General features: G+C 43.3%; 20 protein-coding genes. 15 read left to right on the plus strand and 5 right to left on the minus strand.

Annotation, left to right across the window (positions count from 1 at the left end):
- Positions 1–243 precede the first annotated feature (243 nt).
- The 7 genes from MKY92_RS15875 to MKY92_RS15905 all read left to right on the plus strand — a co-directional run bounded on the left by MKY92_RS15875 (position 244) and on the right by MKY92_RS15905 (position 10602).
- A complete protein-coding gene (locus MKY92_RS15875; RefSeq protein ID WP_339296843.1) occupies positions 244–1956 on the plus strand; it encodes a histidine kinase in 1713 nt (570 codons plus the stop codon).
- The gene (locus MKY92_RS15880) at positions 1953–3359 is read left to right on the plus strand and encodes a response regulator (RefSeq protein WP_339296844.1); all 1407 of its coding nucleotides are present in this window, start codon (positions 1953–1955) and stop codon (positions 3357–3359) included. Before MKY92_RS15875 ends, MKY92_RS15880 begins: the two co-directional genes overlap by 4 nt.
- Positions 3360–3611: 252 nt before the next feature.
- Complete coding sequence (locus tag MKY92_RS15885) at positions 3612–5348, plus strand: sugar ABC transporter substrate-binding protein (RefSeq protein ID WP_339296845.1); 1737 nt, start codon at positions 3612–3614, stop codon at positions 5346–5348.
- A 61-nt stretch (positions 5349–5409) separates the two neighbouring features.
- Positions 5410–6324, plus strand: a complete 915-nt coding sequence (locus tag MKY92_RS15890) for an ABC transporter permease subunit (protein WP_339296847.1) — start codon at positions 5410–5412, stop codon at positions 6322–6324.
- A 13-nt stretch (positions 6325–6337) separates the two neighbouring features.
- Positions 6338–7231, plus strand: coding sequence for a carbohydrate ABC transporter permease (locus MKY92_RS15895; protein ID WP_339296848.1), 894 nt, complete (start codon positions 6338–6340; stop codon positions 7229–7231).
- 22 nt (positions 7232–7253) lie between these two features.
- Positions 7254–8882 carry an alpha-glucosidase gene (locus MKY92_RS15900; RefSeq protein WP_339296849.1) on the plus strand — a complete coding sequence of 543 codons (1629 nt, stop codon included), beginning with the start codon at positions 7254–7256 and terminating at the stop codon, positions 8880–8882.
- Positions 8883–8934: 52 nt separating this feature from the next.
- Entirely contained in the window at positions 8935–10602 is a 1668-nt protein-coding gene (locus MKY92_RS15905; RefSeq protein WP_339296850.1) for an alpha-glucosidase, read from the plus strand.
- A 104-nt stretch (positions 10603–10706) separates the two neighbouring features.
- Here MKY92_RS15905 and MKY92_RS15910 read toward each other — a convergent pair whose 3' ends face one another.
- From MKY92_RS15910 to MKY92_RS15925, 4 genes are all read right to left on the minus strand, one after another.
- The gene (locus MKY92_RS15910; RefSeq protein ID WP_339296851.1) at positions 10707–10988 is read right to left on the minus strand and encodes a GNAT family N-acetyltransferase; all 282 of its coding nucleotides are present in this window, start codon (positions 10986–10988) and stop codon (positions 10707–10709) included.
- The gene (locus MKY92_RS15915; RefSeq protein WP_339296852.1) at positions 10981–11232 is read right to left on the minus strand and encodes a (4Fe-4S)-binding protein; all 252 of its coding nucleotides are present in this window, start codon (positions 11230–11232) and stop codon (positions 10981–10983) included. The genes MKY92_RS15910 and MKY92_RS15915 overlap by 8 nt, the downstream gene beginning before the upstream one ends.
- A gap of 268 nt (positions 11233–11500) precedes the next feature.
- Positions 11501–13255: a methyl-accepting chemotaxis protein gene (locus MKY92_RS15920; protein ID WP_339296853.1), complete on the minus strand. Its 1755-nt coding sequence runs from the start codon at positions 13253–13255 to the stop codon at positions 11501–11503.
- 468 nt (positions 13256–13723) lie between these two features.
- Positions 13724–14128 (minus strand): VOC family protein, encoded by a 405-nt coding sequence (locus MKY92_RS15925; protein ID WP_339296854.1) that lies wholly within the window; start codon positions 14126–14128, stop codon positions 13724–13726.
- A gap of 171 nt (positions 14129–14299) precedes the next feature.
- Here MKY92_RS15925 and MKY92_RS15930 point away from each other — a divergent pair, with 171 nt between their 5' ends.
- The 5 genes from MKY92_RS15930 to MKY92_RS15950 all read left to right on the plus strand — a co-directional run bounded on the left by MKY92_RS15930 (position 14300) and on the right by MKY92_RS15950 (position 19895).
- Entirely contained in the window at positions 14300–14518 is a 219-nt protein-coding gene (locus tag MKY92_RS15930) for a hypothetical protein (protein ID WP_339296855.1), read from the plus strand.
- A gap of 149 nt (positions 14519–14667) precedes the next feature.
- Positions 14668–15840 (plus strand): sensor histidine kinase, encoded by a 1173-nt coding sequence (locus MKY92_RS15935; protein WP_339296856.1) that lies wholly within the window; start codon positions 14668–14670, stop codon positions 15838–15840.
- The gene (locus tag MKY92_RS15940; protein WP_339296857.1) at positions 15827–16471 is read left to right on the plus strand and encodes a response regulator transcription factor; all 645 of its coding nucleotides are present in this window, start codon (positions 15827–15829) and stop codon (positions 16469–16471) included. The genes MKY92_RS15935 and MKY92_RS15940 overlap by 14 nt, the downstream gene beginning before the upstream one ends.
- 180 nt (positions 16472–16651) lie before the next feature.
- Positions 16652–17683, plus strand: coding sequence for an alpha/beta hydrolase (locus MKY92_RS15945; RefSeq protein WP_339296858.1), 1032 nt, complete (start codon positions 16652–16654; stop codon positions 17681–17683).
- 472 nt (positions 17684–18155) lie between these two features.
- Complete coding sequence (locus MKY92_RS15950) at positions 18156–19895, plus strand: ATP-binding cassette domain-containing protein (protein ID WP_339296859.1); 1740 nt, start codon at positions 18156–18158, stop codon at positions 19893–19895.
- A gap of 69 nt (positions 19896–19964) precedes the next feature.
- On the opposite strand, the gene MKY92_RS15955 is transcribed toward MKY92_RS15950, so the two are convergent.
- Positions 19965–20369: a collagen-like protein gene (locus MKY92_RS15955; RefSeq protein ID WP_339296860.1), complete on the minus strand. Its 405-nt coding sequence runs from the start codon at positions 20367–20369 to the stop codon at positions 19965–19967.
- A gap of 240 nt (positions 20370–20609) precedes the next feature.
- On the opposite strand from MKY92_RS15955, the gene MKY92_RS15960 reads away from it, so the two are divergent.
- From MKY92_RS15960 to MKY92_RS15970, 3 genes are read left to right on the plus strand one after another with little or no spacing between them, the layout of a single operon-like run.
- On the plus strand, positions 20610–22667 hold the full coding sequence (locus MKY92_RS15960) for a beta-glucoside-specific PTS transporter subunit IIABC (RefSeq protein ID WP_339296861.1): 2058 nt from the start codon (positions 20610–20612) through the stop codon (positions 22665–22667).
- A 59-nt stretch (positions 22668–22726) separates the two neighbouring features.
- Complete coding sequence (locus MKY92_RS15965) at positions 22727–24169, plus strand: glycoside hydrolase family 1 protein (RefSeq protein ID WP_339296862.1); 1443 nt, start codon at positions 22727–22729, stop codon at positions 24167–24169.
- Positions 24170–24186: 17 nt separating this feature from the next.
- Positions 24187–25038 (plus strand): PRD domain-containing protein, encoded by an 852-nt coding sequence (locus MKY92_RS15970; protein ID WP_339296863.1) that lies wholly within the window; start codon positions 24187–24189, stop codon positions 25036–25038.
- Positions 25039–25198: the final 160 nt, after the last annotated feature.

Genomic DNA, 25198 nt, shown 5'->3' on the forward strand with positions numbered 1-25198 from the left:
GTGATTACAACTGAAGTAAGGTACACATATAAAAGTGCTATTTCTCATTATTTTGAGGAGTAGCACTTTTTATATACGCACAGTATGAAAGCGTTTGACTTATTAGAATATCAATCTATAATGATGAAAGGAAATTGGACTTGGAAAGGATACAGACAGCGTGTCCGCTTGAATGTATATTCAGAGCAAGCTTCCATACGCAGGAGGCTTGCTGTTTTATTTTCAGAAGGAGAAGAGGTTCCCATGACACTTAAAAAAAGAATCTTTTTACTGTTCTTTCTCAGTGCGTTTATCCCCTTTATTAGTATATTTGCGATTTCTTATTATACAATCGACTCCATTTTCGCAAATAAGATCGATGATGGCATCCGTAGCAATTTACAGCAGGTGACATCCTCATTGGAGAACTCCATCACCAATCTGAATCACGTTACGCAGCAATTATCTTACAGGGGTACTTTAGGCAAAAGATTAGATGAATTCTTGAATCCGTCCTCCGATATCTTCGAACTGATTGAGGCCAGGGACGAATTAAAGAACGAGTTAAGTGTTGTCACCTTCACCAACCCTAATATCGGATTGACCCTGTATTACTTTCAAAAAGAAGGTACTACGCAGTTCGGAAACTTTCCAATCAAGGATCGTTTCTCTCCTGAGTCTCTGCCTGTGCTCTTCCAAACCTATGGCATTAAGTACTATGGCCCCCATATGAGTAAGAACCGATTTGATGATCAACTCGTTCTGTCTGCTATGCGAAAAGTACAACTTTCCGGGAGAAACGACGTGTTCATTTACGTAGAATCAGGTTTTCGCCTTACACAGGATATCCTGGGCTACAATCAATACAACGGCGCATTATCTCATCTCATCCTGGATGGTGAAGGCAACATTGTGTACAGCGAAATACCGGAAGCCATGAAGGTAGGGGAGAATTTCACCAGCATAACGGCCGAACCTGCCAAGGACGGAATATCCCGCGGGTATCACTGGTTCAAAGAGGATTCCTCACAGAACTGGAGTGTCGTATCGGTCATTTCGCAGTCTCAATATCAACAGGAGAAAAACCAGTGGTTGCTTCAAATTTTGCTGGTCGCTTTATTTTTCCTCGGCTTTACCGTGTTTCTCGCTTGGTTGCTGTGGAAGATGGTCTACAAACCACTCGGTCTGTTCCATTCGGAGATCAATGGGATGTCCAAAAATCCACAAACAAAAGGGAGCCGAGCTCGCACTCAGATTCCCGAATTTGATTTTCTGTTGGGTGAATTTTCGAATATGCAGCATCAGATTGGTGACCTCTTCAAGGAAGTTCAGCAGAAAGAGAAGATTCGTGCAGACCTGGAAGTGGAAAAACTGCTCTATCAGATCAATCCGCACTTTCTGATGAATACGCTGGATACGGTGCACTGGCTGGCGGTCATGAACGGACAAGGGGAGATCGACAAGCTGGTGCAGTCATTAAACAAGCTGCTCTATTACAATCTAGGCAAATTAGGGCAAGTATCCACCATGGAAGAGGAGATCGATGCGTTAAGACAGTATCTGATTTTGCAGCAAATTCGCTATGACTTTGAATTTGACGTCCGCATTACGGCAGATGAACAAGTACTTCAAATTCCTGTGCCCCGCTTTATTCTGCAACCACTGGTTGAAAATTCGTTATATCATGGATTGAGTGACGAAGGTTTTATTCAGATTGAAGTGACATGCACTGCAACGTTGAACATTATGATACAAGATAATGGTGCAGGTATGACGGAGGAAACCATTCATAATCTGCTGAACAATCGTGAGGCTGAACAACAAAAAGTAGGGATGGGCATCGGACTCAATTACGTTCACCGCATGTTGAAGGCACAGTACGGCGACCAAGCACAACTGGTGATTGAGAGTGAATTGGGAACAGGGACAAGCATACTGCTCGTATTGCCTATTAAAGGAGAAGATATCTCGGCATGATTAAGGTATTGATTGTAGATGATGATAAGTTGGTACGCAAAGGCATTAGCTCTGCGATGCCATGGAACGAGTTCAACATGGAGGTTGTAGGAGAGGCCAGCAACGGGGCGAAAGCACTGGATTTCCTAAAAACCCAACCGGTCGATCTGATGCTAACGGATCTTGCGATGCCCGTCATGTCAGGGATTGAACTGATGCGAGCTGCGAGGCAGCTCTATCCCGAACTTCATATCGTTGTGTTAACACTGCATCAGGATTTCGATTATATCCAGGAAGCGCTAAGACTCGGAGCCATTGATTATATAGCCAAAGTGCAGCTGGAGAAAGAGCAGTTCGAACATGTTCTGCAACGGATACATACCCGAATTAGCGGGTTGACAAACACGACAAGAAAGATGCCTTCGCAGGATGAAATCAATGTCCATTATCGAAATGTGTATGCACTTGTTTCACAGGATCGTAAATCAGAGCAGAAGTGGCCAAAAGAGTTAACTGCGCATGAAGATCTGATAAGGTGGGAGGTTGAGCGGAATAGCTACATGTGGGCTACACCCCCGTCCGAAGATGATCAACTATTTCAGCAATTGAAGGAATGCCTGCATCAAGTTCCCCATAGTACGTTGTTGGTTTTGTCTGATGTACAAGAGCGAACATGGTCGCAAATCAAAAACTGGATTAGGAATTATACAGAGACGACTTTATTCTATGCGTACAACCCCAATAACCAAGTCATTGCCGTTTCGATGAATGAGGAAGACACAGGTTCAAAAGAACCGCAGGATGAGGACCTTGATCGGATTAAGCAAAGTTGGTTCCAGACACCATGGACCCACCATGACAGTTACTACAATCAACTCATTGACCAGTTTATATCCTTACGATTACATAAAGGTCAGTTGATGGGATTGCTGTACTCGATCGTGATGGAATGGAACCACCTATTTGCCCAAACTACGCTTGGAAAAATCTCGATGATCCATTCTTTCGAATCTTGGTACGAGGTTGAAGAATGGATCAAACAGACTGCTGCAAGCATTCGAAAGGCAGATGAACAGACTTCGTATTCACAGGAAATTATCGATGCCGTGAAAAAAGCGGTGATGATCGTGCAGCAGGATTTGGAACAGGCATATACAGCTTCAGCTCTCTCCCAACAACTCAACATCAGCCGAAGTTATTTCAGTCAATGTTTCAAAGATCTGATGGGGAAAACCTTTAATGAGTACTCCCGCTTCAGCCGGGTAGAGAAATCCAAAGAGTACTTGCTCAATACAAATAACACGATTTTTTGGATTGCGGAGCGAGTGGGTTATACGGATGAAAAATACTTCAGCCGGATTTTCCGTGAACTGACAGGTCTTCTGCCAAGCGAATATCGGCAGCTAGGTAGAGGAAATAAATAGCCGACAGTCTCCTGTTTTAGGAGCTGCCGGCTTTTGTTTTTGATCGAGAATAGGGGGAGATAGACAAATGTTGGTCAGTAGGTAGGGTAAATGATCACAAGTTAACCATACGTCATAATACGGACTGAAAACTGTAACCATTTCTCTATCCAAACGGACGTGTTATCCCTATCTCGATTAGCCTTCACTTCATTTTATAATGAAAGCGCAAACAAATATATTGAACATCAGAAAAAAGGGGAATCGAACTAGATGAGAACAAAATGGTCTATGAAAAGCAACCGGTTGACGAAGCGTCTCGCTGTGCTGTCCATGTCTGCCTTGATGGTTGCAGCCCTAGCGGCATGTGGGAGCTCTTCCAATCCTCCTACTGCAGAGGAAGCAGGCAAATATGAGGTAACGCCGGGAGATCCGTTCAGTGCCTATAAAGACGAAATCACAGTAACCATGGGACGAGTAACCACAGCCAACCCGAAACTGCCGGCTGGAGATACCTATGAGAATAATGCGTATACCCGGCTGGTCAAAGACACGTTTAACGCCAAGATTACAGATCAATTTGAAGCCAATGGCGAAGATTATAGCCGTCAAGTTTCACTCGCCATCGCATCCGGGGAATTGCCTGACATGATGCGCGTCGATTCCAAAGATGAACTGAAAGAATTGGTGGATAATGACCTGATTGAGGATCTGACGTCCATTTACGATCAATATGCCACAGATAACATTAAGCAGATGTACGATTCCTATGATGGACGGGCATTAGACAATGCAACAATCGATGGACGTTTGATGGGCCTTCCGGCGACTTCCCTGGATTCCGCACCAACGATGGTTTGGGTCCGTCAAGATTGGCTGGATCTGCTGGGGATTCAACTTGATGCAGACGGAGATGGCGCCATTTCACTGAATGAAGTGGAGCAAACAGCGCTGGAATTCCTGAAAAGAGATCCTGGCCAATCCGGAAACCCGGTAGGCATTCCATTTGTGAACACGATGAATACAACAGATTATAATGGCTCTGCTTATACGATGCTGGGTGTGGCCTCAACCGAGGGAGCCTTCCCGCAATATTGGATGAATGGTGAAGACGGCAAAATCGTGTACGGTTCCACAACAGAAGAAACGAAGAAAATGCTGGGTACCATGGCGGATTGGTTCAAGAATGGCATCATGGATCCGCAATTTGGAACCCGCACGTTTGATGATATTACTGCACTCTACGCCAATGGGCAAAGCGGCATCGCCTTTGGACCGTGGCATATCCCTGACTGGGGACTGATCAGTGCGAAGCAGATGGATAAAAATGCGAAATTCTCAGCTTATACGTTGGAGGATGCAAACGGCAAGGTCAACGTGGCGCATGCCAACCCGTCCAATCAGTTTATTGTGGTGAGAAAAGGATATGAACACCCTGAACTGGCCGTTAAGATTGTAAACCTGTTCTACGATAAACTGGCCAATGATAAAGATGTTGCAACAACCATGCCGGAAGCTGCCAAGTATCAGGAGACTGGGGTAGACGGTTCCACGAGACCTTTTAATATCGAAGTCAATTCGGCTACATCACTGCTGGATGACTACTCTGATGTAGTTCGCGGGATTAAAGGAGAGATTACCCTGGATGAGGTTCGAACAACCGAATCGAAGAACAATATCGGAAGCATCAAAACCTATTTGAGTGACATGGATACGGATGATGTGACTGCTTGGTCAAAATATCATTCGCGGATCAACGGAGTTGGACTGATCGACAAACTAACACAAGAAAACAAATTTGTATGGATGACACCTGCTTTCTCTGGCACTACACCAAGCATGAAACAGACGTGGGCCAATCTGACGAAGTTGGAACAGGAATCGTTCATCAAAATTGTAACGGGTTCAGAACCTCTCGATTACTTCGATACATTCGTGAGTAACTGGAAGAAACAGGGTGGTGATCAAGTCATTCAGGAAATTGAAGACGAAATCGCATCGAAACAATAATATTCATGAACAGTGGCAGGGCTGCGATACGCAGCCTTTCTTCAACGAGAGGAGTTCATCCATGAAACAGGGGAATTTGAAAGCGAGAGGGCGGCTCAGCCCAGGTGCCATGTACCATATGATGATGCTTCCGGGTATTTTGTTTTTGCTTGTATTCAGCTATGTTCCAATGGTTGGTATCATTACGGCGTTTCAGGACTATATACCGGCCAAGGGCATGTTCGGCTCCGAATTTGTTGGCCTGAAGCATTTTATGTATATGTTCAAGCTGCCGGATATCGCGCAGGTCGTCAGCAATACGTTGGTGATAGCGATTGGCAAGATTTTGCTTGGAACGATGATGGCCATCATTTTTTCCGTTTTGTTAAATGAAATTCGTGTCAAATACGTTAAAAAATCGGTGCAGACGATCGTTTATCTGCCGCACTTTCTATCCTGGGTTGTACTGGCATCCGTTGTTGTCAACATGTTCAGTCTGGATGGTATTGTGAATCAAATGTTGGCGTTTTTTGGCCTCGAAAATATTAATTTCCTTGGCAGCAACACCTGGTTCCAGCCACTGATTATCGGTACAGACGTATGGAAAGAGTTTGGTTATAGTTCCATCGTCTATCTGGCTGCGATTACGTCGATTGATCCCGGTCTGTATGAAGCAGCAGGAATGGATGGAGCCAGTTGGTGGAGAAAAGTATGGCATATTACATTGCCAGGCATGCTGCCTATTATTCTGCTCATGGGCGTAATGAGTCTGACCAACATTTTGAGCGCCGGTTTCGACCAAGTCTATAATCTGTATAACCCGGTTGTCTATGAGTCAGGCGACATTCTGGATACCTATGTCTATCGGATCGGTCTCGTTGGGCGACAGTATAGCTTCGGTACAGCTGTTGGTTTGTTCAAGTCCGTAATCGGTATTGTCTTGCTCTTGTCTGCCAACCAGTTGGCCAAAAAGTATACGGACAGAAAAATATTCTAAGGAGGCCAAATCTGTGTCCTATTCTGCAAACTTCAAAGATCGAATTGGCCGGGTTGTCATCTATGCCATCGTTATCATGCTGGCATTGGTCTGCCTTCTTCCGTTATGGAATATCGTCGCCATTTCATTCAGCAGCAGCGAGGCGGTATCCGCGAATGCTGTAGGTCTCGTTCCGGTCAATTTCACAACAGCGGCTTATACCAAAATTATTGATGATGCACAGTTCTGGCGCTCCTTTGGCATATCCGTTCTACGTGTCGCACTTACCCTTGTGCTTAACATGATTCTGATTATTTTGATGGCTTATCCGCTATCCAAATCAAAAAGGGAATTTAAAGGCAGAAACATTTATATGAATATCATGATTTTTGCCATGTTGTTCAGCGGAGGCATGATTCCGAGTTACTTGCTGATCAAAAACCTGGACATGCTGAATACGATATGGGCACTGGTTCTGCCAGGCGCTGTCCCCATATTCAGTGTCATCCTTGTGATGAATTTTTTCTCTGCTGTACCTAGAGCGCTTGAAGAAGCAGCGTTCATCGATGGAGCGAATCCCATTCAGGTCTTGTTCAAAGTGTATGTGCCTGTGTCCATTCCTGCGCTGGCGACAGTCGCCTTATTCAGTATCGTGGGTACATGGAATGACTTCTTCAGCGGTTTGATCTATATGACCAAAGTCAGCAATTACCCGCTAATGACCTATATTCAGTCCCTTAATGTGAATATTGCCGATTTGCTTCAAGCCGGCACGAATTCCAGCGAACTCAGCAACCTGACTGAAATTTCGAATAAAAACCTGAACGCAGCCAAAATCGTAGTTGCTGTTATCCCGCTATTGCTGATTTATCCCTTGCTGCAAAAATACTTTGTGACTGGCATTGTTGTAGGATCGGTCAAAGAATAACCTTAGAAAGGTTGAATGGAACATGGAAAATAAAAAATGGTGGAAAGAAACCGTTGTATATCAAATATATCCACGCAGCTTTCAAGATCGTAACGGTGATGGAATCGGTGACTTGGAGGGCATTGTGTCCCGATTGGATTATTTGCAGGAACTCGGCATTGGTGCGATCTGGTTATCACCCGTTTGCAAGTCTCCTCAAGATGATTACGGATATGATATTTCAGATTATCAGGACATCGATCCGATGTTTGGGTCTTTGGAAGATATGGAAACGTTAATTTTTGAAGCCAAGAAACGTGACATTCGAATTATTATGGACTTGGTATTGAACCATACCTCGGATGAACACCCCTGGTTTCAAGAAGCCAAAAAAGGCAAAGACAATCCGTACCATGACTACTACGTCTGGAGAGATGGTGTTCAAGGCACACCCCCGAATGACTTGGGTTCCACCTTTGGTGGTTCAGCCTGGGAGTGGGTGCCTGAGATCGGGCAATATTATTTGCATCTCTTTTCCGTAAAACAGCCCGATCTCAACTGGGAAAACCCCAAAGTTCGGCAGGAGATATATAACATGATCAATTGGTGGATTGACAAGGGTGTGGGTGGTTTTCGCCTTGACGTAATCGACTTAATAGGTAAAGAACCGGATTTGAAGATTACGGGAAACGGGCCTAATCTGCATCAGTATATCAGGGAACTGAGCAAGGAGACGTTTCAAAAAGCAGAAGACCTGCTAACGGTTGGAGAAACATGGGGTGCCACTCCGGAAATCGCCAAACTGTACAGCAATCCAGACGGTAGTGAGTTTTCAATGGTCTTCCAATTTGAACACATCAGTTTGGATGAACAAGAAGGCAAAGGAAAGTGGGATCTTAAACCTTTGGATGTGATGGCATTAAAAAAAGTGCTGTCCAAGTGGCAAACGGAGCTCAAGGGTGATGCCTGGAACAGTCTGTTCTGGAACAACCATGACTTGCCTCGAATCGTGTCACGTTGGGGAAATGATGGAGAATTCAGAGTTGAATCGGCTAAAATGTTGGCGACCCTTCTTCATGGCATGCAAGGTACGCCTTACATATATCAAGGTGAAGAGTTGGGTATGACGAATGTTCAATATTCGATCGAGGATTACCGGGATATTGAATTGCTCAACTTTTATAAGGAAAGAATGGGGAAAGGTTATCCTGAACAAAGCGTGATGGAGTCGATCTACGCCAAGGGACGTGATAATGCACGCACACCTATGCAATGGGATACTTCCGATAACGCGGGTTTTACACAAGGCGAACCTTGGATTAAGGTGAATCCAAATTATAAGCAGATCCATGCCGAGGAAAGTTTGAATAATCCCGAATCCATATTCCATTATTACCGGAAGTTAATCCAATTAAGAAAAGATCATGAAGTCATCGTATATGGTGATTATGAGCTGATTTTTCCAGAGAACCCAGACGTATTTGCTTATACCCGCACGTTGAATGGTACTACAATTCTTGTGGTATGCAATTTCCAAGGATATACGACCGAACTTCCGCTTCAGGAGCAATTAACAGGGTCCTATCAGCTTTTGATAGCTAACTATACTGGTGAACTCCCGGAGAGCGAATTACGTCCATATGAAGCCAGAATGTACCTTATCCATGATTAAAGCATAATACGTTATATAATGTTCAGTTCTCAAGAAAGAAGGATTGTATTCAATGAAAAGAGTATGGTGGAAAGAAGCAGTAGCTTATCAAATCTATCCAAGAAGTTTTATGGATTCCAACGGAGATGGGGTTGGTGACATTAGGGGGATCATCTCAAAACTGGATTATATTCAAGATCTCGGTATTGATCTGATATGGATCTGCCCGATGTATAAGTCACCCAATGACGATAATGGTTATGACATCAGCGATTACTGTTCCATTATGGATGAATTCGGCACGATGGCGGACTTTGATCAATTACTGAATGAAGTGCATCACCGGGGCATGAAACTCATCATGGACTTGGTGATCAATCATACCAGTGACGAACATCCGTGGTTTATTGAATCCAGAGCTTCGCTGGATAACCCCAAACGGGATTGGTACATCTGGAGAGATGGGAAGAATGGAGATGAACCAAATAACTGGGAGAGCATCTTTGGCGGTTCTGCTTGGGAATATGATGAAGTCTCCGGACAGTACTATCTCCATCTGTTCTCCAAAAAACAACCGGATTTGAATTGGGCAAATCAGGAGGTTCGGAAATCCATATATGAAATGATGAATTGGTGGCTGGATAAAGGGATTGATGGTTTCCGTGTGGATGCAATCAGCCATATTCACAAAGAAGAGGGTCTCTTGGACATGCCAATAAGAGAAGGCGTCAAATACGTCTCTTCATTTGAAAAGCATATGAATGTCAAGGGAATCCAGAGTTATCTGCAAGAAATGAAAGAGAACACATTATCCAGATATGACGTCGTGACTGTTGGGGAAGCAAATGGAGTAAAGGTAGAGGACCAAGAAGATCTGCGGGATTGGATCTGTGAAGTCAGAGGGAAATTTAATATGGTCTTTCAATTCGAACACCTGGACCTCTGGAAAAACAGCACAGACAGGCAACTGGATGTTCCCAAATTGAAAAACGTCTTGACGAAGTGGCAAAAATCACTGGAAGGCGTCGGCTGGAATGCTTTGTTTATTGAAAATCATGATCAGCCTCGCAAAGTTTCATCTTGGGGAAATGATACGGAGTATTGGTATGAAAGTGCCACAGCACTTGGAGCCATGTACTTTTTCATGCAAGGCACACCTTTCATATATCAGGGGCAAGAGATCGGCATGACAAACGTGGCATTCCCTTCCATAGAGGACTATAACGATATCGCTGATCGAAATTTATATCAGATCAAACGTGAAGAGGGGATGTCGCATGAGGAGATCATGAACATCATCTGGGCTTCGAGTCGTGATAACTCCAGAACGCCGATGCAATGGTCCTCGGCCAAAGAGGGAGGGTTTACCAGTGGTACGCCATGGCTGAAAGTGAATGACAATTACATCCATATTAACGTAGAGAAACAACTCCAGGAACCAGGTTCCATTCTTCAATTTTATAAACAAATGATTCGGTTGCGAAAAGAGCACGATTCGTTGACCTATGGTATCTATGAGCTTCTTATGCCGGATCATCCGAGTGTATTTGCATATACCCGTACACTGGCAGACCAGCAGGTGCTGGTAGTCATCAATCTTACTGAACACATGGTGGAGCTTGCGGAAGATGAGCTTGGGCTCAACTTCTCAGAGATCTGGCTTACCAACTATGAAAATGGCTTGCTGCCACTGGTGTTGCGACCGTTTGAAACTATTGTTGGATTAAGCGATAACGTTTAAGCAGGATACGTAAAAAGGCAAAAGGCGTCTATATCATTCAGAAAATGATATAGACGCCTTTTATTGTTGTGTAACCACATGAAAATCCGCTTCAGATATTCGTTTTATTGATGGAGAACGTCCGCGTATTCGGAGATATGTTCGAAACGCCCCTTGGCAAACGGGCATAAAGGTAAAATTTTAATACCGTTTTCCCGCGCGTATTCCACCATAGCTTTGATAAGTTCATCGCCAAGCCCTTGTCCTCGGTAAGCATTTTCCACCAAAGTGTGATCAATGATGTATAGCTCTGGACTCGAGATTACATAGGTCATCACCGCAGCGGTATCATCGTTATCTTGAATAAAAAATCTCTTATTGGCAGGTTCATGTTCTACGTTATGCATGTTCATCCTCTTTCTTTGTTGAATATTCACCTTCCAAAAGCTTGTAGGTCAATGCTCCGCTTGGACATGTGTCAATATGACGGGCAATGGCATCCGAAGTGTCGCCATCAGGATCAACCCAGGGACGCTTGCTTAGATCAAAAACAGCAGGGAGGCCCTTTACGCAAATACCGGAATGAATGCAGACATCCGAATTAAACATAACCTCGATATCTTTACCGTAATATAATTTTTCATTATTCATAATGCATTCACATCTTTCACTTTTGAGTTTGAGTGTGTTTACAGATCGATATCCCAAGCATCTATGGTAAGCCATGTCTGCCAAGCCCTTGATGTCCGAATTATAAATGAGGAATCGTTAATAAGTCAACGTGACACAGAACAAGAACACGGTCATTCTATGTGCTGATTATAACCCTGAGTCCTCCGAAAAATTAACGTTCCAAGAAAGTTATGTTTCCGGCGATTCTAAGTTGTCATCTAATAATACCCTTAATGAGATTGGGAACTTATTTAGTGACTTCGATCTGAAATTGATCGGAATATGATTTGAGGTTGCCTGCAAGACCGGCGAGTTCCCCGGAGATGTTCGACAGTTCGCTCGCCGACCGTTGCTGTTCCACAGCACTAGCCGTGACTTCTTCGGCCATGGCTGAAGTTTCCTCGGTTGCGGAAGCAATATAACTGAGGTTCTGTTCCAACTCCTGACGAATAGAGTGCATATCCATCGTCCGGCTGTCTAAACTCTGAGCCAACTCATGCACTTCGGTCGATAAGCGGCTAACCTGTCTAAATGCTTGGAGACAATCAGCGATCTGTTTCTCCTGTTCCTTAACAGCTACCATATTTGCATCAAAATGACTGCCCATCCGATGTATTTCTTGAACAAATGAACCCAGGATCTCATCAATCTCCTGGATCGAACGTTCGGATTGTTGAGCGAGCTGTCCCATTTCACCTGCAACGACTGCAAAGCCTTTACCCGCTTCTCCAGCTCGGGCTGCTTCAATTGAAGCATTCAGGGATAGTATTTGAGTTTGTTTTAAAATGTTGTGAATTTGACCGCTAATAGAGGAAGCGAGTTCGGATTGAGTCGTCAGAGACCTGGAAATATCCTGTTGATGCCCAACACGCTTGGCATTCTCTCGGCCCTTCTCAAGCAGAACCTCATGTTCACGTGTTACTTGTACTTGGACAGAAGATAGCTGCTCTGAAGTATAAGTAAACTGTTTCACATATGAACCTACTTCATCCATTATTTTGCCGAGATTCTCTGAATGCTGGACGGAGTGTTCTGTCTCTTCAGCCTGTTTCATTGAACCCATGGCAATCTCCTCAATTGCTCTGGAAAGTTCTTCGCTCTGACGCTGGTTCGTCTGAGCGGTTTCCGAAATTTCTTTTGATGAATGCTGTAACGTATTTGATCCTTGCTGTATTCCCATCAGAATGTTCGTCAATTGGGCAACCATGATGTTAATCAAATCACTAATGTCACCGAGTTGATCATTGGTCATATGTGTGGATACGACTTTGAGATTCCCATCTGCAACCTGTTCGAGGCTTGACTTAATATCGCGTACTTGTCTGAGAATGCCTCTTACTACGAATAACATCATGACCAAAGAAAGAATCAGTACAACCACAAAAATCGGGATTATGGTCCGATAAGCATTATTCACGGATGTCGCGGAGACTTGATTCACTGCTCCAGCAGAAATATCAATGCCCAGATAGCCAATAACAGTACCTTGCGAATCCTTGATTGGTGTAAAGGAGGACAATAGCTGTCCCCAGGTTGGATCATCTACAATGCCTGTTGTGACGACTTCACCGCGTAACAAGCGTTCCTGAATCTGGGGATTAAATTCCATTGCAGTCCCGTAAGGGCTATATTCCGTATCGTCCCAGTTCGCTCCATCTACGGTGTAGAACCACCCGTCCGAAGTTTTGTTATACATATAAACATACAAGGCTCCCGATTGAAGCCTAACTTTAACGAGTTCGTCCCTAAGACTTTTATATTCGTTGCTCTCCTCTGAAGCAGTAGAAGATAATGTCTTAATTAATTCCGATTCCTGACCTAGTTGAGAGGCGGTATTCACAGCCAGCTGCTGATTGTTATGCTGCATGGTCAATAGTGATGCATTTTCACTGGAGTCGATGGTGGCCCATATGATTAGACCGCCCATGGCCAGTAGCGGAACCAGAATAATCAAATACAGTTTGAACCTTAAATCCATCTTTTTTTTGCGAGTCTGTCTCACGTACGGTTCCCCCTTGGATGTAATAAAGTAATTATGGTTATTCGTATAACCCCATACTATTTATCGTAATATTGAAGAGGAAAATGAAGACTAACACTAAACTTGTATATACATATACGTAGGAGAATGTGCTCATTTGTGGTACCAGTGCACTCAAACCGAATGTAGAAGTTTCTTTGCATCAAGAAACGAAACGTTATCATTGAATCTACGTTCTATAGTGGCATAGGATAGTATATTTAAAGGCAGTTAGTATGTGGACACCTTGCCATTAACCCAAAAAGGCTCCACCAGCTTTATGCCAGTGGAGCGCTTAATATTTCTCTAAGACATTCTGTTCAATATACAAACATACTCATGGATGCTCATTGCAGAAACGGTCGATATAATCTGAACATTCAAGTAGAAGCATTTATTGAGATCGTTAGAAAGCATGCCTCCCTCTGGTAAGCTCATTTCAACTGTCCCTTATAGCCTACCACTGAACCGTAGGATTGCTTCCTCGGTCACCGGCGTGAAGAGGTTAACCAGATTACCGTCAGGATCGCGTAACAGCACAGCACGATTCCCCCAAGGCATTGTGGTAGGTTCCTTTACCCACTCATCGACAAACGGCTTCAAGCGCTCGTATTCGGCATCCACATCGTGGACGTGGAACTCAATAATGACAGTACGATTGTTGGCCGCCACAGCGGAACCAGCGCCAAACAGTTGCACCGTCTGGGAGTGGCCGATCGCTAGAGTGCACGATGGCATAACAAGTTCGGCAAAGACAGGTGCAGGGCGTTCTGCTGAAACACCCGTAATTTTCTCATAGAACTCGACGAGACGATTCACGTCATCAGTAATGATGCGCACAGAAGCAAAATTCACGAGATATCATCCTTCCTATAATAAGTAATACATTTTGGACCAAAAACACTTCGCATTAACTTCTACTCCTTTACAATTGCTTACTCCAACTATACAAAAACACTACTGACAACGGTATGTCAGTAGTGTTTTATGAAGAAACCACAGAATAAGATTGATCGGATTGAACCAATGAGAAAACTCGATGGAGAAAAAAGTATTGCCGGAATAATCCTTTCTTATGTAGTCACTGCACTTGCCATTGCAGGATTAAGAACATTGCTAGGCTACTATATGAACATAGAAGAGAATCTACTTTTATTGTACGGAGTAATAGCCGCGTTTAGTGTTGTCGTATATATACTCTCGTGGATCATATGCCCAAGATGGCTAAGCCGTAAAGAATTATGACCACTTGGAAAAGAACTGTATTTTTCTTGCGAAATAATCTAAGATTTACTCTTAGGTAGTGATAAAACTTGGTGAGTAGGGAGTGGAAAAATATTTTCGTGGAATCAGAGCAGTCATCGTTCAATGATTCTCGTTATCTAGGAGCTAGAATGAAAAAAATCATTGCTTTCATGGACTGGAGTATATTCTCGCTTCGTTTTTATCATTACTTGTTGCTTGCCATTCTAATTCTGACTGTGCCCGGAGACTCGGCTCACGTTCAATTGGAGATCATCTGGCTCTTGGCGGCCTTCCTTGTCCCGATCTTATTTTGGTTTCCACAACTGCGGTTGAACAATCTGTGGTTTTGTATTACCGAGGTCATTCTTGGTGGCTCATATTATGTGAATATGACTATCCATTCTGAATTTATCTCCTCGCCTGATTACTTGCTTCCCAGCCTAACCATGGGCTACTTATTGACCAGAAAGACATTTTGGATTATCCCTACTGTTTTTTTGATACCATTCGTCTTCCTATTCAATCAAGGATACACCTTGAACCAGAGCATGAGTATGGGGTTCGACAACTTGTTATTTTGCTTTATTGGTATATGGGTAAGCTTCATAGCTAATGCTTATCGTCAGAAAAATGCCTTGGCGGTTGAAGTTGCACATCAGAACAGGTTGTTGAGCCATTATGCCGCTCAGGTTGAGAAATTAACGTTAATGGAAGAACGCAGCCGTATGTCCAAGGAACTCCATGATACACTTGGGCATTCCTTTATTTCTCTGATCATGAGTCTGGATGCGGCCATTGCTCTATTGGATCATAAGCCTGCTGAGGTGAAAGATAGACTTATTCGCTTGAGAGCGTTAGCCGAGAGGAATCTCGACGAAATGAGAGATGTTGTTCACGAAATGGGAGAAGACGATAATAGCCTCTTTAAGCAGATTAGCGTACTTGCTGATAGCTTTGCAGAGCACACTGGAACGAATGTAACATTGAATCTGCCTATGACAGAACATGCAATGCTTCTTAAAGCGCGACAAGCTATTCTTCGCATGATTCAGGAATCGTTTACGAATGCGCTAAAACACGGAAAAGCGTCTAAGCTGAATTTGGAGCTTTCCTTTGTTGAGGAAGTCTTACATATTGTTATTCGAAATAATGGTAAGCCATTGGACAAATTGGAATACGGCTTTGGCTTGACCACGATGAAGCAACGGATTCAGGAAATTGGAGGTAAGCTTACCCTCTCATCCTCATCTGGAGCCACGTCGTTCACCGAGGTGAGATGCGAAATTCCTTTAAATGGAGTGATGTTACATGCAGAAGATTAGAATATTAATTGTCGACGATCAAGAGCTTATTCTGGAAAGTCTGCATATTGTCCTGTCTCTTGAAGAAGATTTTGAAATTATCGGATTAGCCAAAAATGGGGAAGAAGCCATTGAAGGCAGTAAACAATTTCAGCCTGATATCGTGCTAATGGATATTAATATGCCCGTCATGGATGGCGTTGCTGCAACGTCACGAATTAAGCAACAGCTTCCGGCGATTAAGATCATCATGCTGACCTCATATAAGGAAGTGGATTATGTTTTGACGGCATTAAGCCATGGAGCAGAGGGGTATCTACTCAAAGCGATCCGTCCCAAGGAGCTGGCTGCAGGAATACGTGTGGTTCATACAGGAGGTACATTGATTTCTCAGGAAATGGCGGCCAAAATGATAAAAAATATACTTCCATCTGCTGCTCCAAAGAGCAATGAGTATGGATTGAGCGCACGTGAAATTGAAGTGCTTCACAAGTTGGCATCTGGCTTGCGTAATCAAGATATTGCTGAAGCTTTGTTTCTTAGTGAAGGGACCGTTAAAAACTATATTTCTTCCATCTATTCCAAATTGGATGTGAAAGGAAGGAGGGAGGCAACTCGCAAAGCCAGAGATTCTGGAATGATGGAAGAATAAACAGGTAGAATGTTTTCTGATGTTCATAAAAAATCGGCAACTCATTGGAGTTGCCGATTTTTTATGTCATAGGTCAATTCATGACTAAATCGCACTATGTCTATATGACTTTTAAAGTTTAAATTTATAACAAGCGGAACAATCACTCGAAAGATTGAAGCGCAGAGAGGGGTAATTCGGATGAAAAAAATGAAGAAATTATTTTTTGGGATCGGTATTGCTGTTTTAATACTTTCAATGGTGGTTCTTTACTTTCCAACATGGACTCCGAAAATAAAAGGGGAAAATAGTATTAATGTACTGGAACAAGTAGAGATCAATGGAACAGGTCATGAAATCATGATTCGCGGTCAAAATGTAGAGAATCCGGTCATTCTGTATGTACACGGTGGGCCGAGCGCATCTGAAATTCCGCACGCCAAGCAATATCAGGATGTATTGGAATCCAGATTTACCATCGTGAACTATGATCAAAGAGCAAGCGGCAAGTCTTATCATTTTTTTGAGGATTACTCCAATTTATCAACGGACTTGTTGGTTGATGATATACTGGCCATCACGGATTATATCTCTGAACGCCTTGGCAAGGAAAAGGTCATCCTGATCGGCCATTCCTTCGGTACTTACATTGGTTCTTTGGCTGCCCATAAAGCACCGGAGAAATATGAAGCCTACATCGGAATTGGTCAGGTAGGAGATACCAAGCAGAGTGAGATAGACGGTTGGAATTATGTAATGAAACAAGCTCAGCTTGCAGGTAATGATGATGACATAGCAAGACTTAATCAGGTTTCTGAAGCTATTAATCAAGGGCAGACATTTACACCGAGAGACATTGTTGCACGATACAATGGTGCTGCAAGATTGATGGATAACCCTGATGACAGTTTCCTTGGAATGACGTTCAGCAGTGAATACAACATGCTCGATGTCTTACGTTATCATAAAGGAATGACTTATTCACAAGGAATTCTAATTGGTGAAGTGATGAGTCGTCCATTGCCTTCCTTAATTAAGAAGCTGGATCTGCCATTTTATTTTGTTATGGGAGATTATGACTTTATGACTTCGTCCCATGCTGCCAAGCAGTTTTTTGACGGAATTAAAGCTAACAAGAAAGAATTTATTTCTTATGAAGAATCGGCTCACTACCCACACTATGAAGAAAAGGAAAGATTCTTCAATTGGATGACAGATACGTTCACTCCATAACATTTGTTAGAAATTAAAAAAGAGAAGAGTTCGTAAATAAAAAGTGATCCGCTGCTGTTTTCAACTAGCAGGCTGACAATAGGAATCGTTGCAGAAATGCTGACGATTTTTTTTGTATACATATACAGAGCGTTATAGAGCCCATATGATTAACAAAGTAGAAGATTTTAATATTCAAAAGAAGTTATGATAATAATCCATAGATATTGCCATGGATGTACACACCTCGAATTGCCAAAGCATGGGGAGTTTTAGACGAAAAGATGATACCTCGCGATCAGTATGATGGAATATTACTTATTCATAAAATCCATCCCTCTAATCACTAGGAAAGAGCGTACTCAAATTTCAAAGTGAGGGTAAGGGCTAAAAATCGATTGTACTTGGTGGTAAACAGTGTTACTCTAAAAGTCTGTGTTCGACAATATATTCAATACTAGCCACCAATTTAGTTGTAAAGAAAGGTAACACTATGATAAAAGTTGAAAACTTATCCTTCTCATTTCCACAAAAGGAACTATATAAAAACATTTCATTTACGTTTGAAGAGGCACAACATTGTGCTTTTATCGGAACAAGCGGAAGTGGAAAAAGTACATTGATCGATATCCTGATGGATCAGGAACGATATTTGTTCGAGGGCAAGTTAGAGATAGACCCCGATTGCAGAATCGGGTATGTGAGTCAGTTTTTGCAAGTAGACAAAACAAAAGAAATGACCGTTTTTGAATATATCGCAGAAGAATTCATCAAGATACAGGATGAAATTACAGCGATTTATGCGGAGATGGCCACCACATCGGATATGGATTCCCTGATGGAAAAGCTTCAATTGGCTTTGGATGCCTTCGAAGCGATGGATGGGGACAATTTCGAAAAAAACATCAATAAACAGTTAAACCTTGCCAACCTCATGAAGCTCAAAGATCTTAGTATATCCGCCATAAGTGGCGGGGAATTCAAACTTATTCAAGTGATGAAGGAAATGCTGAATCGTCCAGACTTCATGATTATGGACGAACCCGATGTATTTCTAGACTTTGAAAACCTGAACGCGCTTAAAAAATTGATTAACTCCCATAAGGGTATGTTGCTGGTCGTTACACACAACCGGTATCTGTTGAATCATTGTTTCAACAAAATCATACACCTAGAAAACACAGAGCTCCAGGAGTTTGACGGGCGATATATCGATTATAACTTCTCACTGCTTCAGTCTAAGATCGAACTGCAAGAAATTGCGGTTGCTGAAGCTGAAGAAATTGAGAGATACGATCACATCATCGACAATCTTAGAGAGATCGCCACATATAATTCGGAAGCCTCGAGAGGCAGAGCGTTAAAAGCCAGAGTCAAGTTTCAAGAGAGATTGGAAGCACGTCGAATAAAAGAACCCTTTGTCGATATCAAACAGCCGAATATCCGTTTTGGGATCGATAAGGAAATGGAAGATACGGTTGTAGTTAACGTCAACAACTATAGCGTTTCCTTTGACGAGTTGCTTTTGGAAAATGTGAACTTTGAGATCAAATCAACAGATAAAGTAGCCCTGATCGGTCCTAACGGTACCGGGAAAACGACTTTACTCCGAGAAATCTTTAAAAACAATCAGGATTCCATTGAAATCAATCCTGATGTTAAGGTAGCTTATTTATCTCAGGTTCAAGGCGAAATGTTAAAGGATTCGAATACCATCCTAAATGAATTCATAGATTCCGGGTTTCAAACGTATGATGAAATTAGATCGTATCTTCCAAACTATGGCTTTGAAGGAGAAATCCTTGATCAAAAGATTGAATCGTTATCTGGCGGTGAAAAAAACATGCTTCAATTGGCTAAAGTTTCTGCCAGTCAAGCCAACGTATTGCTCCTGGATGAACCAACAAGCCATTTGGATATCTATACACAAATCGCATTGGAGAAAGCCATTGAAGACTACAAAGGTGCGATTATCATGATTTCTCATGATTTCTATTCGGTTGTAAATGGTATGGATTATGTTTTAATTATTGAGGACAGAACGATTAGTAAAATGAGTATAGAAGAATTTAGACAGATGATTTATGCGAGTCATTTTGATGAAAACTATCTAGAAAATGAACAAAAGAAAAAGTCTGTTGAGATGAAAATTGAATTGGCTTTGAAAGATACTAATTTTGAACTTGCAAAGAGTCTGGTTGATGAGCTGGAAAAGCTGATTAAGTTGCTTTAGACAAGGTGAATATTCCATAATCTAAATCCCCCTGTATGTGGATTACTCCACATATAGGGGGATTTACTTCTAGAAACAGCTAAACGAGCTGATTCGCTGCAGATCAATGCCGGTGTATAGCCAGAAGAAGCCATTCCAACGGAAGCCAGCCACCGAATTTCTACCTACAAATACCGGGTACATCCAGAAGCCGGGACCACGATCCGGCCAAATATATGTGTAGCGAAACAGACAACCGGATATGGCTCTTGGATCTACCGCATATAACGAAGCGGGCTGCTGTGGAATGAATGATGGTGGCGGCCCTGTAGGTGCCTGCACGCCTTGTGGTCCGCCGCCTCCACCCCCGGGGAACGATGGCGGACCAGGAAATCCGCCGGGTCCGCCAGGAAATCCGCCGGGTCCGCCGGGTCCGCCGGGACCCCCAGGTCCGCCAAATCCTCCACCAGGTCCAAAAGGAGGTAAAAATGTCATATCACATCACTCCTGTTCATTAGTCTAATGTATTGTATGTAGGCAATTGAGAAGGGGAATGGGTGGAAGCCTATAGAAGGCCGCTAATGATCAAGTCGAATCAAGCAAATTAACTTGCAGAAAAATGTCGAATAAAGTGATTGCTAACTAATTTATTGTGTGATATTATGATCCAGTAAACGTTTACATCAAAAGCGAATTGAATATTAGCAGTGTTTGGCTGTTACTGGTAAAGCAGGCATGACCAAAATGATTTTGCATTTTCCTTATGTGAGTAGGGGAAGGCATATCGTTTTGGTCTTTTTTTATATCCAAATTCAGAAATGGGGCAAAGGTATGGATTATCGCAAATTGGGACAAGAGATTACGGAATTGGTTGGGAAGAAGGATAATATCGCTCGGCTTACGCACTGCGCAACCCGATTACGATTCGAACTGCACGATATCTCCAAAGCGGAGACAGAAAAACTCAAAGCACTTCCAGGTGTCATTACCGTTGTGAACAATGGTGGACAATATCAGGTCGTTGTGGGCAATGAGGTTCAGCAGGTCTACCGAGTTATCACTCAGCAGATGGGGTCGGCTACCCGAAGTGCGGAATCCAAATCGGATTCTGGCAAAAATAACGGACCAAAGCAAAAACAGAGCTGGATCTCCAGATTCATCAGCGTGATCTCAACAACATTTACTCCGGTAATTCCGGCAATCATTGGCGCGGGTATGATCAAAGCGATATTAGCCGTACTTGTGCTGACAGGCCTCGTAACGACGGAAAGCCAAAACTACTATATCCTTAATACCATTGCGGACGCGGCTTTTTATTTCATGCCTATTCTGCTGGCTTATGGAGCTTCCATTAAATTTGAAACAAGTCCCATTCTGGCGATGACAGTTGCCGGCGTGTTGTTACACCCGGGATGGAGCGCCCTGATGGCGGAAGGAAAAGACGTGTTTTTCATCGGTGTTCCAGTACGACTAACCGATTACGCGGGCTCCGTGCTGCCGATTATTATCGTTGTTTGGCTCATGTCCTATATTGAACGTTTCGCGGATCGGGTATCGCCTTCCATGATCAAATTTTTCACGAAACCAATGATTGTACTATTGATTACAGCACCACTTGCATTGGTGGCGATTGGGCCTTTCGGAACGTACTTGAATGATCTGGTTGCGATGGGTGCAGAAGCGATTAATGCCAGAGCCAGTTGGCTGATTCCTTTGTTAATGGGAACTTTGCAACCATTCCTGATCGTGACAGGTACCGCATGGGCCATGACGCCGATTGCAACCAGCCAACTGACCAAAAATGGATATGAAATGATCAACGGTCCGGGAATGCTCGCGTCCAATATTGCTCAAGGTGGGGCCACGCTTGCTGTAGCCTTAAAAACAAAAAACAAAAAACTGAAACAGCTCGCTGCTTCTTCTGGCTTCACCGCTGTATTGGGCATCACGGAACCATCCCTGTACGGCGTAACGCTGAAACTGAAGAAACCTTTAATTGCCGCAATGATTGGTGGTGGTATAGCAGGGATATATGCTGGTCTGACCGGATTAGTGCGTTATGCCTTCGTTTCTCCGGGGCTTGCCGCGTTACCTGCCTTCATTGGAAGCAATCCGATGAACATCGTTCATGCCATTGTGACTTGTCTGATCGCTTTTATCGTTACTTTTGCTCTGACATGGATCATTGGTTTTGAGGATCCAGTGGATGATGAAGAAGAAGAAGGCAATACCAACGTTAACGATGACAAGACACTTTCCGGGCAGTCTGTTAAAGACAACACCCCAGACACTAAGTCTGCTGCAACAACAAATGCAAATGGACCAACCCAAAATGAATCAAGCCCAATTACGATCGCCAGCCCGATGCAAGGGGAATTAGTCCATCTGGACCGTGTCCCAGACGATGTCTTCTCTTTGGGATTACTGGGTAAGGGCGCTGCAATCATTCCTGCCAAAGGAGAACTGTATGCTCCGATCGCAGGTGAAGTTACGGCTTTCATGGACTCCAAACATGCGGTGAAATTAAATGGTCCCGATGGAGAAGAGGTGCTCATTCATATTGGAGTGGATACCGTAAACCTGAAGGGGCGACACTTTGACTCTTCCATTAAAGTAGGGGATCGCGTAAAACGGGGGGACTTGTTGATCCGCTTTGATATCGACGCCATCAAGGCAGAAGGCTACGAAGTCATAACCCCGATCATTATCGCCAATTCGGATCGTTTCCCGGACATTAAGCTGGAGAAGCAGAGTACTGTGGAGGTTGGAGCGACGATTATCCACCTTTCGTAACAAGCTTAATATGGTCCGTCATATATCTTAATCAACATTAAAATGAAGGAGTGTTTGAGATGTTATATCAACACATCGAACCATTCCCCAATGATTTTCTGTGGGGAGGTTCTACCTCTGCCTATCAAGTGGAGGGAGCCTGGAACAAAGATGGCAAAGGCTTGTCCGTCATCGATATGTGTGATCATCCGGCTGGAACCGCCGATTTCACGGTTGCGAGCGATCACTATCACCGATTCAGAGAAGACGTGAAGCTTTTTGCAGAGCTGGGCCTCAAAGCATATCGTTTTTCAATTGCATGGACTCGAATCTTGCCTGCAGGCACAGGAGCTGTTAATGAGAAGGGACTCGATTTTTATCACCAATTAATTGACGAATTGCTGCTCCATGGTATTGAACCCATTGTAACCATGTACCATTTCGACTTACCCTACGAGCTTGAGAAAACCGGAGGATGGAACAACCGGGGGACGATCGATGCCTTCGTCGAGTATGGGCGTATCTTGTTTGAGCATTACGGGCATAAAGTGAAATATTGGTTGACCATTAATGAGCAAAATACGATGATTCTCCATCCCGGTGCTATTGGTACACCAAAAGGCGGACGTCTGCCTTCCAGTAAGGAACTGTATCAGCAAAATCATCACATATTTGTAGCTCAAGGCAGAACGATGCGACTACTTCATGATATGCTCCCGCAAGGCAAGATCGGTCCTGCATTAAACATGACTTCCATGTACCAGGCAACCTCCAGACCAGCCGATGCAATCGCTGCTCATAACTGGGAGACGATTCGTGGATGGGGTTTTCTCGACTTATCGGTGTGGGGACGGTATAATCCATTATTCTGGAGTTATTTACAGGAACGCGGCATCGAGCCGGTTATTGAGCAGGGTGACATGGAAGATATCCAGTCTGGCCGCCCCGATCTGGTAGCAATCAACTACTACTCGACGGCAACCATTGCCGCCAGTATGGGCGATGCGTCGGATGTTACAGCTCGTGCGGGTGATCAGCAAATTATGCTTGGCGAGCAGGGAGTATACCGGGCGGCGGAGAATCCTTATACGGAAAAAACGAAATATGGCTGGGTCATTGACCCGGTTGGCCTAAGGCTGACATTGCGTAAGGTATGTGAACGATATGGTCTCCCTATTCTAATTACGGAAAATGGTATTGGAGCCCCGGATGTACTTGAGGCAGATAACACCATTAACGATACGTACCGGATTGATTTTATCGAGAAACATCTGGAACAGATCAGACTGGCTCTAACGGATGGAGTAGATGTGATTGGTTATTGCCCTTGGTCCGTTATTGACGTGGTAAGCACACATCAGGGGTATGGGAAACGTTATGGAATGATCTATGTAAACCGCGGTGAACAGGATCTGAAAGACTTGAAGCGTTTGAAGAAGAAAAGCTTCTCGTGGTATCAAGAGGTCATTAAACAGAATGGCAGATGTATAGGAAATTCGGATCAGGCGGTCACGAAAGAATAAAGGATCGTGATGAATACATGAGAGTAATCAAAATATTAAATAACAGCTTGCTTCTGACCAAAGATGAACAGGGACAAGAGATGATTGTCATGGGAAAAGGGTTGGCATTCAAAGGCAAAGTAGGCGAGCGACTGGATGAAGAACACATCCAAAAACGATTCATTTTGCAAAATAATCCGTCTGCCCAGGCTTACGTACGAACCATCGAAAACATGCCGGAAAAACATGTGAATGTCATAAACAAACTGATTACCAATGCAAAAGAAAAGTTGTCTCTTGACGACCAAATCTTCTTTACGCTTATGGATCACTTGTCATTTGCCATTGAACGATGGAAAAAGGGTGTAGCACTACAGAATCGCATGTTATGGGAGATCCAGAGGTTTCATCCTGTCGAATTCGAACTAGGCCTTGAAGCCGTTCAGATGTTGAATCTAGAACTGGGGGTTGAACTGCCGGAAGAAGAAGCAGGGAATATCGCTTTTCATTTCGTGAATGCCCAAACGCATGAGCAGAATATGGAGCGCACAATGCAATCCGTTAAGATGTTAAAAGATATTTTTAACCTGATACAATACACCTTTGATATGCAATTGAACAAAAATTCCATTCATTATGTGAGACTTGTCACACATCTGCAATTCTTCATCCAGCGTTTACAAGAAGGACGTCTGGGCAATTCGGCGAAAGATTTTATATTTCAACACATGGTGAAAGAGCACCCGCTTGAATATAAGTGTGCGGAGATGATCAAAACCTACGTGCAGAATATGTTGGACATCTCCATATCGAACGAGGAATTATTATATTTGATGATTCACATTGCACGAATTGTGCAGGAGGAACAGGGTGACGAGGGACGATTATAAAACAAAGTTTACGTGCCTGTTAGTGAACAGAAAAAAGATACTTTCTAACGATGACCGTTTTCTCGTATTTTATCGGGAAACGGTCTTTTATTTTTGCGAATATATAGCGTTTTTTTGATATCCCATGCGAACGAACTCCAGCTTTCTAAACCTACATGAG

Origin of the sequence: Paenibacillus sp. FSL R5-0623 (genome assembly GCF_037974265.1) — a bacterium.
Classification (GTDB): domain Bacteria; phylum Bacillota; class Bacilli; order Paenibacillales; family Paenibacillaceae; genus Paenibacillus.